The sequence below is a fragment of the uncultured Cloacibacillus sp. genome (genome assembly GCF_963926575.1).
Lineage (GTDB): Bacteria > Synergistota > Synergistia > Synergistales > Synergistaceae > Caccocola > Caccocola faecigallinarum.
Genome location: NZ_CAWUXW010000004.1, coordinates 1 through 11406, shown reverse-complemented (window position 1 = coordinate 11406; position 11406 = coordinate 1). Strand labels below are relative to the sequence as shown.

Genomic DNA, 11406 nt, shown 5'->3' with positions numbered 1-11406 from the left:
GGCGAGCCCCGCCGCGCGCACAAAAAACGGCGGCCTCCCCGAACGTGGGTAAGCCGCCGTAATATCGTACTTGCAGCCTTATCGCAGTGTGACAGTCTCTAGCCTCTCAGCCGCGCGTCGAGATACGGCTTCCACTTGTAGGCGTAGAAGTCGCAGGCAGAATCGTCGGTGTCGCTTTCGACGAAGATTATGTGCCGGACTATACCGTCGAGGCTGCGCAGCTCGCCTGCGGCGAGCCGGTCAAGGTACTTTTCCTTGATCGCGTCGAAGGACACGCCGGACTCCAGTTCCGCGATAAGGTCCGAGCGCTCCGGCTCGCCGAGCATCTCTTCGTCAATGTCTGTCTCCGGGGCGAAATATCCGACATGCGCTCCTATCGCGTACAGCGCGCATATCCTCGCCGCGTGCTCCTCTTCGCTCTCGCCGTCGCGCCTGCTTAGAACATAGCTCACAGTACCGCCCGACTTGCCGCAATCTTCGCCGTCGTCCTCCTTTTCTTCGTCCGTGAAAGTCTCTTCGTCGTTGTCGAGCAGACCGGAGCCGCCGAAGGTTTTCTGTTCGTCCTCATCGTTGTACTCCGAACGCGAGCCGAAAGCGGCCCGCATATTTCGCCGCTCCTCTTCAAGACGCTCGCGCTCCCTCGCTATTTCGAGCCATGCGGCTTTCTCCTCCTCGAGCCTCGCGCGCTCTTTTTCCGCTTTCTCCTCGAACCTCTTGCGTTCCTTTTCCGTTTCCTCCTTGGCCGCAGCGTCCGAGCCTACTACGCCGAGCACCAATCCTAAGAATCCCGCTGCCAACAACGCCGGTAATGGCATATTTCATTCCTCCTGTGTGTGACTTATTTTCTATACGCGGCTCCGCCGCGTATATCTATCAACCGCTCTGCCGCAGCTTGCGCGCGCTGCGTCCGCTTTCGTCCTTCGCCGTCATTCCTCCCCTCCGTTTTGCAATTTACTGACGTCCGCCATTTGACCTCATTATAAAAATAGCCCCGGACAGAAGTATGTCCGGGGAAAATAGCAATATATGTTATTTAACTTCATTCGGGAAACTGTTCTCACGTCATGCCGGGCTTGACCCGGCATCCAGCGGCGTTAAATACCGCAGCGCGTAGGAGCTTGAAGACGCTAGATTCCGCGTCAAGCGCGGAATGACGATTAACAAGCGTTTCCTTAAAAAATTGAATGAATGTAATTTTTGATTAGCGTGCTTGCTGCTGACATAAAAAACGGCCCCGCTGTGAAAGCGAAGCCGTAAATTGAACAAAAATTGTAAAATATTGTCAGAAATCAGCTTTGGTTAAATGCGATAACCGTACTGAGCTAGCTTCTCGTTGATTTCGTCTTCTTCTTTCTTTAATTCGTCGCTTAAAGTCTTCTCTATAAATTCGGCGCGAATTTGGCGAATCTTTGCCGTGTCTGTAAAGAGCCGCCACAAAGCGACGGCTATGCCCCCTATGTCAAGCTTACGGAAATCTTTAGTGACAGCCACATACCCGGCATTCAGCACGGACGCAAGCGTATTGGAATACACGATTATTTTTCTTGTCCTCACCTCGTACAGGCGCTCGTTGTCGCGGTTTGGGTCGAACCATAGACGGTGGAACATCTCCACAAGCTTGTTGATAACCATCGCTAGCACGGCGCCTTTTGTAACGCTCCAAAGGTCTATACGCGCGTTCGGCCCCATCAAGATCCGTGAGGCCTCAGGCGATACTAAGTTTATCACCGGGAGCGGAAGCCCCTGCCTAGTAAATACGTCGCTTCCGAAATGGACAGCTTGCTTTAGGAACGATATGCCGATTATCTCCGGCTTATTGGAAAATTCATCCTTTAGATTCGACATAATTTCCGGCATACTCGTCTTTTCGTCAATCTGATTTACAGAATTGATATAATACGACGGATACAGCAGTTCCCAACTGTTCAGCGTCATGGTATTTGTTGCGATGTTGGCGGTCCCGAAAATCCACCCTGCTAACGGGTCGTGCCCAAGCGTCTTAAATCTGTGATTTGCTCCGCTTATTCCGACCGATTCTCCGGGATATTTAAGCATGAACTGCCCCGAACGCTGTATAGCGTCATACGGAACAGGACCGGCTACAACGTCGTAAACGCTTTCGGGCAAATATCCTTTTACCAGCTTGTCAGCCTGCGCCGCAGAGTCAAATTTCAGTCTTTCGTTCGATAGAATCGCCCAGCGAAGCACCTGCAAGCCCGCGCAGAAAGTTAAAACGCTCAAATCCAATCCGGTCAGCGCGGTCTTTTCCTTGAACTCCGCGACCAGTTCGTCGTAGCGTTTCATGTACTTAGCCGTGGCAAGCCCAACCTCTTTTTCTGTCGGGAGCAGTATTTCATCTAATGTTCTGTGGTGCCTGTCACTGCCAAAAAATTTTCGCACATCGGACATATCAGCCATGGCGCGCAGCCCCCTCTACACTCTGTCGTTGTAATAAGGCTTCCATATCCTTGTATAGAAACTGCTTACGTCGCTGCCCCTTCTGCGGAACGCTTCAACAAATTCTTTTATTATCGCGTCGCAGTCTTTTAGCCCTTCAGCGTTAATTTCATTCAGATATTTTGTTGTAATCACCTTTATATCTGCTTGTTTCATGTTGATCACTTTGTCTAACTCTGCCCGTACATATTCAGGCTGCATCTTATGACTGCCAAGCACTTCAACGATAACAGCAGCATCGTCTTTGTCGAACCTATTATCCATTAAGGCCATATAGAACCCTAGCGCATACATGCCGCAGACTCTTGCTATATGTTGGCTTACCGTCTCATAGAATTTCTTTTTCATATCGATATAGCATTGCCTGTAACCGTGTTGAAATCCTTTCTTCTCACCTTCGCGCTCAGCGTCCTCCAGCATACTCCCTATAGTCCCTAACGCAACAACACCTGCACCAATATAAAGTACCGGGGCAGAAGTAATCACAGCCCATGCACCAGCGGCCGCACTTCCTACGGTTGTCAAAGCAGCTATTATGAACGGTAATGGCATTTTGATTTCCTCCTAATCTTTTTTACTGACATTTTTGTCAGTATCTTTAATCATATTTCCGCTCTCTTCTTTATCCTGCTTCTTATTGTTGTTGCTCGCGTTCCCTGCGTTAGCCGCGGCAACAGCTGCAGCTGCACCTGCCACGGTCGTCATCGCGGCTACTATGAATGGTATCGGCATTTCTGTATCCTCCTTAACAAACTAAAAAATAAACCTTCCGGGGCCGTAGAGCGTTTTTTAAGTTATCTTTCCCCATTAAATTCCCCCTTGCCGTATCGCTCTTTCAGACTTTCGCAGCACCTCATGTTAAGCCGTATGTATTCCTCATACGTGTAGGCGTCTGCAAAATATTTGTACATCTTCTCTACGTTGCATTTCTCCGGCCTGTTCGTGTAAATCGTGCAGAGCTTCGTCGTCCTGTCGAAGTATCTGCATACGCCCGTACCGTCGTCCAGGTCTTTGTATAATTCCGCCCCTTTCAGGGACTGGCAGCATATTCCGCATTTGTCGCAAACAAATTCCATCTTGTTTCTCCAAGCTTCGCAATACAGCCTTTGTATTTCTTTTCTGATTTATCAAAACTACTACACAATCGGTGATTATAGGCTCTTTTATCTTACTGTGCAAGTATATGTTCATCTCTTGCGCGTGTATCTTTACTTTTTAAACTTATCAAATGTTTGTTCCGTTGTTCGGGATTTCCTGTCTTTCCGCGTACAGCGCGCTCATCGCCGCAATTTCTTTTTTCATCTCTTCTGCAAACTCGTCGGGCGCGGTTACTTTTACCCAGCTGCCCTGGCTTAGGAGCCACATTTTTATGCCGTCGCCGTAGACTTCGGCTTCGAGCGTGTATTTGCCGCCGCTGCGTTCGATTATTTTCGCGGTCGGCAGTTTGTCGAGGACTGCCTGCACGGAGGGGCCGGAGAATTCGAAGCGTATCGTCCTGAGTTTTCCGGGCCACATGAAGAGGCTGCGTTTGCGGAGGAGGCCTTCGTCGAATTCCGGCGTTTCTTCTTCGTTCCGCGTCCCGCGGTGTTCCACTATGCGTTTTATGCGGTCTGCTCGGAAGTATAGGGGCTTGTCGCGTTCTTCGTCTTCTCCTGCGAGGAAGGCTATGAGGTAGAAGTAGTAGTCGGTGAACATGACGGAGGCGGGGCGGATGCGGTGCGTTTTGCAGGCGCGGTCCATGCGGTAGTATTCTATGGTTATCTCGCGTTTTTCTGCGATGCAGCCGACAAGCTTCCACAGCGTTTCCTGTACGCTTTCGCAGTCGTGTTTGACTTCCGCGTAGTGGTACAGCTCTTTGCGGATGAGTTCGTTGAGCTTCGGGCGGTCTTCCGTGGTGGTGAATTTTTTGAGCTTGCCGGTGAGGGTGAGGAGCTCTTCTTTGGAGAAGGCGCGCGCGCCGATCATTACTTCGACGAGCGCGAAGAGCTCTTTGTTTGTGAGGAATTCGTCCATGTAGAGCCGGTAGCATTTTTCCTGGCTGCTGTATTCGAGCTCCGTGTTGCCGGCGAGTTCCCGGTGGTCTGCGAGAAAGGCTTTGAGGTCGCCTATGTCGCGGCTGACGCTTTTCGTAGATACGCCGTATTCCGCGGCGAGTTTTTTGACGGAGAGGTCTTCCCCGCGCAGGCTTCGGAAGAATATTTCAAGCAGCCTTCCCTGTTTCGTGTTGTCCATCCCATGCGCCCCCGTGTTTATCGTATGAGGACATTATACGTAACGGACGGGACAGACGGGTGTCCGGGCAAATGACGAGGGGGAAATTAAATTATACGTGGATAATGTTTTATATTTTTTAGTTGTTTATATTATGATTATAATTTAACTTTATTTTATATTATGGGCCGCCGCGTACTCGCGCGCCGCGGCAATCAGCAAATCGTCCTCGTCCTTTGTCCGCGCCGCTATGCGGACGAACTTTCCGTCGAGGCCCGCGAAGTTCCGCGTGTGGCGGACGACGATGCCGCGTTCGAGCATGAAGCGTATGAAGTCCTCGTCGTCCGGCGCTTCGACAAGGAAGAAGTTCGCGCAGGTCGGGCGCACGGCGTAGCCGGCTTCGCGCAGGGCCGCGGTCAGCCGCGGGATTTCGCGCGCGTAGTATCCGCGCGTGCGTGCTTTGAGCGTTTCGTCGCCCGCGCGCCAGAGCGCCGCCTGCTGCGCGAGGCCGCTGACGCTCCATTCGGGCTGGCGCGCCTTTATCTTTTCGACGGCGGCCTCGTGCGACACGAGCGCGCCGACGCGCGCGCCGCAGAGGTCGTATATCTTCGTCAGCGAGCGCAGCCGCACGACGTTGGGCAGAATTTTCGGCGCGACCGGAAGCTCCTCCGTCCAGACGAAGTCGCGGTAGGCCTCGTCGATTATGAAAATCGTCTCGGGATTGCGCTCCGCCGCGGCGTCGAGCTCCGCGCCGGGAATCAGCGCGCCGGTCGGGTTGCAGGGGTTGCAGAGCCAGACGGCGGCTCCGCGCGCGCCCTCGGCCTCCGCGAGCGAAAAGATGTTCCGCGTCCGCGCGCCGTATCCGTCGAGCGCTTTTTTGTATTCGCCGTAGACGGGCTGGAGGATGAGATTTTCGCGCGCCGCCGCGTAGGAGGCGATTATGTAGATGGCTTCGTTGGAGCCGCTCGAAACCAATATGTTTTTCGCCGGTGCGCCGAACTCTCGCGCGAGCGCCTCGCGCAGCGCGAGGCAGTCGCCGTCGGGGTAGTCCTCGAGCGCGGCGCGCAGGTCGGGAACGAAGCCCTCGCGCTGCGGCACGGCGTTGGTGTTGGTGCTGAAGTCGTAAATTTTCGCGGGCGTCGGAAGGCCCGCGGCGGCGTAGAGCTTTTCGGGGTTCGCCCCGTGCGCGCGGAATTCCATTATTTTTCTACCTTATCGCGAAAATCAGGACGGCGCATATCGCGACCGAGATGTTGAGAATGTAGTGCGCGCGGAAGATGTCGTCCGGCTCCGGCTCGCGCAGGTCGTCGCCGAGCGTGGGCCGCGGCTCCCACTCGCCGCCGTAGAACGCGCCGCCGCCGAGCTGTATGCCGAGCAGCCCCGCGAAGATGCTTTCGCCGTGCGCGCTGTTCGGGCTTTTGTGGTTGTGCCTGTCGCGCAGGAAGATGCGCCACGCGCGCTTGTAGTCCATGTTCGCGAGCGCGCCCGCGGCGACCGCTATGACGCCGCCGAGGCGCGCGGGGATGAAGTTGAGCGCGTCGTCGAGCTTCGCCGCCGCGTATCCGAAATCGTGATAACGTTCGTCGTCGTAGCCTATCATCGAATCCATCGTGCTCGCGGCCTTGAAGAGCCACGCGAAGAGCGCCGCCTGCCCGCAGAGCGAGCCGAGCGCCATGTAGAAGAGCACCGATACTATGCCGTCGATGTAGCTTTCCGCTATCGTCTCGACCGCCGCGCGCACGACGCCGCCCTCGGAGAGCCTGTCCGTGTCGCGTCCTACGATGCGCCCGACCTGGCGGCGCGCGCCTTCTAGGTCGCCCTCGGAGAGCAGCCGCGCGACGGGCGCGGATTCGTCCTTGAGCGACTTGAAGGCTATCGCCGCGTAGAGCAGATAGATGTTGACCGCCGCGTATGCCCACTCGCCTATGAAGGCCGCGAACGACAGGACAAGCGACACAGCCGCGCCCACGGTGACGAGCACCGCTGCGCAGAGCATCGCGCCGCCCGCCTTCGAGCCGCCGCGCCCGTAGAAAAATTTCTCGTAAAAGCTTATCAGCCGCCCGATGCCCGCGACGGGGTGCGGAATACCGCGCGGGTCCCCGAAAATCGCGTCGAGCAATAAAGCCATGATTATCTGCAAAGCGACACCTCCGAGCCGGAATTCTTCGTACCGCATTATATTACAACAGCCGCGTAAAAAATTCCCGCGCGGCTGCGTCGTTGGCGCGAAAACGTGGTATAGTTTTTTGCATGATTATAGATTTTCATACTCACGTGTTCCCCGATAAGCTTGCGCATCCCGCGATGCTGAAACTCCACGAGCAGAGCGGCGTACCATATTCGTCCGAGGCGGCGGTCTCCGACCTGCGCGCGGCGATGAAGAGCGCCGGGATAGACAGGAGCGTCCTGCTGCACATAGCGACGAAGGAAAGCCAGCACAGGCACGTGCTGGAATTTGCAAAGGAGACAGATAAAGACCCGTTCATTTCCTTCGGCTCCGTCGTCCCAGGCTCCGAAACCGCGCTCGAATACATCTGGCGCATATCCGACGAAGGGCTGCGCGGCGTAAAATTCCACCCCGCGCTCCAGCGCACGGACGCCGACCTTGAAAGCGCGATGCCGATGTACGACCTCATCCGCGCGCTGAACCTCGTGGTAGTATTCCACGCGGGATGGGACGCGACCTACCGCGACGAAGAGCGCTGCTCGCCGCGGATGCTGCTGCACATCCTGAAAAACTTCCCGGGCATCAAGATAGTCGCCGCGCACATGGGCGGCCTGCACATCCAGAACGAAGTGATGGAACAGCTCGCCGGCAAGGCCGATTTGTATTTCGACACCGCCTACACCGCCGACCCGTGGATGGATAAGGCGACGATGGAAAAGATGATCCGCTTGCACGGCGCGGACAAGATACTATTCGGCAGCGACTTCCCGTGGCACCTGCCGCTGCATGAGCTCGAGTTCATTGACAGCCTCGGCATCAGCGCCGAAGAAAAAGAGCTGATAACGGGCGGCAACGCGCGGCGGCTGCTGGGAATTTAGCCGGAGCCGCAAATTCCGGAGAAAAACGAAAAATCGCCGCCCGCGCGTGAAATCTGCGCGGGCGGCGGTCTTTTATGCCTGATTCAAGCTTTGCAGCTGCGCCTGTGCCGCCGCTGCCTCCGTCATAGAACGTCAGAGACGGCAAAGCGCCTTATACGTTCCATTTCTGCCTTTCATATTTTTTATTTCTGCCTTCCGCTCAGAATTTCTTCCGCGAGCGAGCGCACCGCGCCCTTTACGTCGTATTCGCCGCCGAAGACGCCGACGCAGGCGGGGCAGCCGTTTTTGCACTGGCAGGCGTTCAGCATCCCGAGCGCGGCGCGCACAAGCTCGTCCTTGACTTCGAAGGTCCCTTCGGCGAGCCCGACGCCGCCGGGAATGTTGTCTATTATGTATATTGCGGGACGGCGCAGCTGCGGATCTTTGACGCGGCTTGTCACTCGGATGTCGCCTCTGTCGCACATGAGGAATAGCGGGGCTGCGTTGCGCAGCAGGTGCTCCAGCCCCTCCATCGCGACTTTCAGCTCCGCGTCCTCGGCGCGGCTCTCCGGCATCATTATCCAGCATGCCGTCGTGTGCATCTGCTCCTCGGGCAGATTTATCTGCCCGAAGCCCGCGTTTTCATGAGTTGCGAGCTTTATCTTCTTGAATATCGTCGGCGTCTCCGTCACAAGCACCTCGCCCCAGCCGTAATTTCCCTGCGTTTCGAAATCGTCGGTGATGTTGATGCGCAGCGCGGCGTCGCCGTCCGTATAGTATTCCGCGTCTATTTCGCGGATGAAGCACTGCATCTTCTCCGTGTCGAGGCTTTCGACGATGTAGGAGCGGCCGCCGTGGAAATATATCGCGTCGGGGAATATCAGCGTCGGCGCGGAGCGGCGGTCCATCGTGCCGACGACCTTCGGCTTCTGCGGAATCGTGATGTCCGTTATCGTGTAGTTCTCGCTCGTCGCGCTGCGCAGAGAGAGGCCGGAGGCGGGGTAGGAGTCGTCCTGCCAGTAGTAGCGTCCGCCGTCGGCTTCGGAGACCTTATGCAGCACGCCGTGCTCCGCGAGGTAGTCGAGTATCTCGTCGACATTCTGAGCGCCGAACTTTTCGCCCGCCGCGAAGGGCAGCTCGAAGGCCGAGCACTTGACGTGGCTCACCTGTATATAAGGATTGTACGGGTCGATGCGCGCCTTCTCCGCGGGCGCGCCGTAGAACCACTCGGGGCGCGATGCGAGGAACTGGTCGAGCGGGTCGGCCGACGCTACAAGCACCGCAGCCGAAAGGCCGCCGCGCCGCCCCGCGCGCCCTATCTGCTGCCACGCGGAGGCGATGCTGCCCGGATAGCCGTGCAGCACCGCGAGGCCGAGCGAGCCGATGTCTATGCCGAGCTCGAGCGCGTTTGTCGAGACGACGCCGCGGAGCGCGCCGCTGCGAAGGTCGGCCTCGATTTTGCGCCGCTCCTTCGGCAGGTAGCCGCCGCGGTAGCCCATAATCATCATCGGGTCGGCTCCGCGCTTCGCTAGCCCGCCGCGTATCGAGGTCAGCAGCAGCTCGACGTTGAGGCGCGAGCGCGTGAAGACGATCGTGCTGATGCCGAGCGAGAGCGCCTCCGTCGCTATGCGCGCCGTCTCGAAGAGCGACGAGCGGCGCATACCCGTGTTGTAGTCGACAATCGGGGGATTATATATAATGAGCTCCTTTTCGGAGAGCGGAGCGCCGCTCTCGGTTATCAGCTTCATCCTGCGCCCCGTCAGAGCCTCCGCATGCTCGGCGGGGTTTGCAATCGTCGCGGAGCAGCATATAAATGTCGGGCGCGAGCCGTAGAATTCGCAGATGCGCGCGAGGCGGCAGAAAAGGTTCGCGAGGTGCGAGCCGAAGATGCCGCGGTAGGTGTGCAGCTCGTCGACGACGATGTATTTGAGATTCTGGAAATAGTCGGACCATTTCGTATGGTGGGGGAGGATGCCGGAGTTCAGCATGTCGGGGTTCGTGATGACTACGTGCCCCTCGGTGCGCGCGAGGCGGCGCTTCACCGGCTCAGTGTCGCCGTCGTAGACGAAGCCGTGAATCTTGCCGTCCGCGAACGACGAAAGCTCGCCGAGCTCCGCAAGCTGGTCCTGCGCGAGCGCCTTCGTCGGGAACAGATAGAGAGCGCGCGCCGAAGGATTTTGCAGCACTGCGTGCAGCACCGGAAGGTTGTAGCAGAGAGTCTTGCCAGAGGCCGTCGGCGTCGCGATGACGCAGTCCTCGCCCGCGAGCGCGCAGGCGACAGCTTCGCTCTGATGCGAATAGAGCGCCTCGACGCCGCGGCGCTTCAGCGCGTTCACTATCCTTTGGTCGAGCGCGCCGAACGAGCCGAAAGCCGCGGGCCGCGCCGGAAAACGCTTCACCGCGGGCCGCCGTCCTCCGAGCTCCGTCACATAGCGCACGATGTCCTCAACGTCCGGCTTCTTCTTTGAAAAATAATTCTCAAGCATAATTCATCCCCCGTTCCCCGCCTCAAGTATAGCCCAAAAGCGCGCGCGGCGCGCGCCGCCGCCGCGCCGCAATTCACATTTATGCGTAAGCCGCCGCTTATGCCGAAACGCGGTTTTTCCAGTTAGCGACTGCATATCTTTGCCCTTCGCCGTTGCGCCTGCGGCGGCGTTTAGGTTAGAATAAAGCCGTGTCGTCGATACGATGGGTGAATTTATTGAACGGCGGTGATTTCAATGCAGGAATCCGGCGAGATGTATCTTGAAACCATATTGGTACTTAAAACTAAAAACGGTTCGGTCCGCTCCGTCGACGTCGCGCGCGCCCTTTCGTTCAGCAAACCCAGCGTGAGCCGCGCCATCGGCATACTGAAGGACGACGGATATGTAAAGGTGGAGGACAACGGCGAGCTCAGCCTCACCGAAGCGGGCCTCGAACGCGCTGGGGCCATCTACGAGCGCCACCGCTATATAACGAAGTTCCTTTCCGAGGTTCTCGGCGTCCCACACGAGACGGCCGAGGCCGACGCCTGCCGCATAGAGCATATCGTGAGCCAGGAGACTTTCGAAAAAGTAAAGGAATACCTCGCGCGCGGCAACTATTAAGGTATTGCAAGAAGAATAATTGTAAGCTATAATCCCTGTACATATCTTGTAGAGATCCGGCTCTGTCTCCCGGGTCTCTTTTGATGTTGAGATATGCGGAGCGGGAGCGCGGCTTTCGCATCCGAAGACGAATACGAGCCCCAAAGGGGCATAACAAAACGTAGAAACAAATACAGGGAGGCATTCTCAGTTATGGCAAAGGAACATTTTGTACGTAATAAGCCGCATCTTAACATCGGTACGATAGGACATATCGACCACGGTAAGACGACGCTGACGGCTGCGATCACGAAGACGCTCGCCCGCCACGGCCAGGCCGACTTCACGCCGTTCGACATGATCGACAAGGCGCCTGAAGAGAGAGAGCGCGGCATCACCATCAACATCGCGCACGTCGAATACGAGACGGCGACACGCCACTACGCTCACATCGACTGCCCCGGCCACGCCGACTACATCAAGAACATGATCACCGGCGCCGCCCAGATGGACGGAGCCATCCTCGTAGTCTCCGCCGCCGACGGCCCGATGCCCCAGACCCGCGAGCACGTCCTTCTCGCCCGCCAGGTCAACGTTCCGGCCCTCGTAGTCTTCATGAACAAGTGCGACATGGTCGACGACCCCG

The 11406-nt window shown here is 56.9% G+C and carries 12 protein-coding genes; 3 read left to right on the top strand and 9 right to left on the bottom strand.

Going from position 1 to position 11406, the window contains the following annotated elements:
- Positions 1-98 precede the first annotated feature (98 nt).
- The 8 genes from ABGT66_RS10080 to cbiB all read right to left on the bottom strand — a co-directional run bounded on the left by ABGT66_RS10080 (position 99) and on the right by cbiB (position 6844).
- Positions 99-815 carry a hypothetical protein gene (locus ABGT66_RS10080; protein ID WP_346690478.1) on the bottom strand — a complete coding sequence of 239 codons (717 nt, stop codon included), beginning with the start codon at positions 813-815 and terminating at the stop codon, positions 99-101.
- A 484-nt stretch (positions 816-1299) separates the two neighbouring features.
- Positions 1300-2418: a hypothetical protein gene (locus tag ABGT66_RS10075; protein ID WP_346690477.1), complete on the bottom strand. Its 1119-nt coding sequence runs from the start codon at positions 2416-2418 to the stop codon at positions 1300-1302.
- A gap of 15 nt (positions 2419-2433) precedes the next feature.
- Positions 2434-3009: a hypothetical protein gene (locus tag ABGT66_RS10070; protein ID WP_346690476.1), complete on the bottom strand. Its 576-nt coding sequence runs from the start codon at positions 3007-3009 to the stop codon at positions 2434-2436.
- Between the two features lie 12 nt (positions 3010-3021).
- On the bottom strand, positions 3022-3189 hold the full coding sequence (locus ABGT66_RS10065; RefSeq protein ID WP_346690475.1) for a hypothetical protein: 168 nt from the start codon (positions 3187-3189) through the stop codon (positions 3022-3024).
- A 62-nt stretch (positions 3190-3251) separates the two neighbouring features.
- Positions 3252-3533 carry a hypothetical protein gene (locus ABGT66_RS10060; protein WP_346690474.1) on the bottom strand — a complete coding sequence of 94 codons (282 nt, stop codon included), beginning with the start codon at positions 3531-3533 and terminating at the stop codon, positions 3252-3254.
- Between the two features lie 148 nt (positions 3534-3681).
- A complete protein-coding gene (locus tag ABGT66_RS10055; protein ID WP_346690473.1) occupies positions 3682-4689 on the bottom strand; it encodes a WYL domain-containing transcriptional regulator in 1008 nt (335 codons plus the stop codon).
- Positions 4690-4839: 150 nt separating this feature from the next.
- Positions 4840-5868 carry an aminotransferase class I/II-fold pyridoxal phosphate-dependent enzyme gene (locus ABGT66_RS10050; protein ID WP_346690472.1) on the bottom strand — a complete coding sequence of 343 codons (1029 nt, stop codon included), beginning with the start codon at positions 5866-5868 and terminating at the stop codon, positions 4840-4842.
- Between the two features lie 7 nt (positions 5869-5875).
- A complete protein-coding gene (gene cbiB, locus ABGT66_RS10045) occupies positions 5876-6844 on the bottom strand; it encodes an adenosylcobinamide-phosphate synthase CbiB (RefSeq protein ID WP_346690471.1) in 969 nt (322 codons plus the stop codon).
- Between the two features lie 74 nt (positions 6845-6918).
- On the opposite strand from cbiB, the gene ABGT66_RS10040 reads away from it, so the two are divergent.
- Positions 6919-7713 carry an amidohydrolase family protein gene (locus ABGT66_RS10040; RefSeq protein WP_346690470.1) on the top strand — a complete coding sequence of 265 codons (795 nt, stop codon included), beginning with the start codon at positions 6919-6921 and terminating at the stop codon, positions 7711-7713.
- Positions 7714-7895: 182 nt separating this feature from the next.
- Here ABGT66_RS10040 and ABGT66_RS10035 read toward each other — a convergent pair whose 3' ends face one another.
- Positions 7896-10178: a DEAD/DEAH box helicase gene (locus ABGT66_RS10035; protein WP_346690469.1), complete on the bottom strand. Its 2283-nt coding sequence runs from the start codon at positions 10176-10178 to the stop codon at positions 7896-7898.
- A 228-nt stretch (positions 10179-10406) separates the two neighbouring features.
- Here ABGT66_RS10035 and ABGT66_RS10030 point away from each other — a divergent pair, with 228 nt between their 5' ends.
- Positions 10407-10781: a metal-dependent transcriptional regulator gene (locus ABGT66_RS10030; RefSeq protein WP_346690706.1), complete on the top strand. Its 375-nt coding sequence runs from the start codon at positions 10407-10409 to the stop codon at positions 10779-10781.
- Positions 10782-10973: 192 nt separating this feature from the next.
- On the top strand, positions 10974-11406 hold a 433-nt coding region (locus ABGT66_RS10025; protein ID WP_346690468.1), incomplete at its 3' end, for a GTP-binding protein.

Excerpts from the sequence above, each read along its gene's own strand:
- ABGT66_RS10065 (WP_346690475.1), bottom strand. The coding sequence starts at position 3,189 with ATGCCGATACCATTCATAGTAGCCGCGATGACGACCGTGGCAGGTGCA.
- ABGT66_RS10075 (WP_346690477.1), bottom strand. The coding sequence starts at position 2,418 with ATGGCTGATATGTCCGATGTGCGAAAATTTTTTGGCAGTGACAGGCAC.
- ABGT66_RS10040 (WP_346690470.1), top strand. The coding sequence starts at position 6,919 with ATGATTATAGATTTTCATACTCACGTGTTCCCCGATAAGCTTGCGCAT.
- cbiB (WP_346690471.1), bottom strand. The coding sequence starts at position 6,844 with ATGCGGTACGAAGAATTCCGGCTCGGAGGTGTCGCTTTGCAGATAATC.
- ABGT66_RS10060 (WP_346690474.1), bottom strand. The coding sequence starts at position 3,533 with ATGGAATTTGTTTGCGACAAATGCGGAATATGCTGCCAGTCCCTGAAA.
- ABGT66_RS10035 (WP_346690469.1), bottom strand. The coding sequence starts at position 10,178 with ATGCTTGAGAATTATTTTTCAAAGAAGAAGCCGGACGTTGAGGACATC.
- ABGT66_RS10080 (WP_346690478.1), bottom strand. The coding sequence starts at position 815 with ATGCCATTACCGGCGTTGTTGGCAGCGGGATTCTTAGGATTGGTGCTC.
- ABGT66_RS10050 (WP_346690472.1), bottom strand. The coding sequence starts at position 5,868 with ATGGAATTCCGCGCGCACGGGGCGAACCCCGAAAAGCTCTACGCCGCC.
- ABGT66_RS10055 (WP_346690473.1), bottom strand. The coding sequence starts at position 4,689 with ATGGACAACACGAAACAGGGAAGGCTGCTTGAAATATTCTTCCGAAGC.
- ABGT66_RS10070 (WP_346690476.1), bottom strand. The coding sequence starts at position 3,009 with ATGCCATTACCGTTCATAATAGCTGCTTTGACAACCGTAGGAAGTGCG.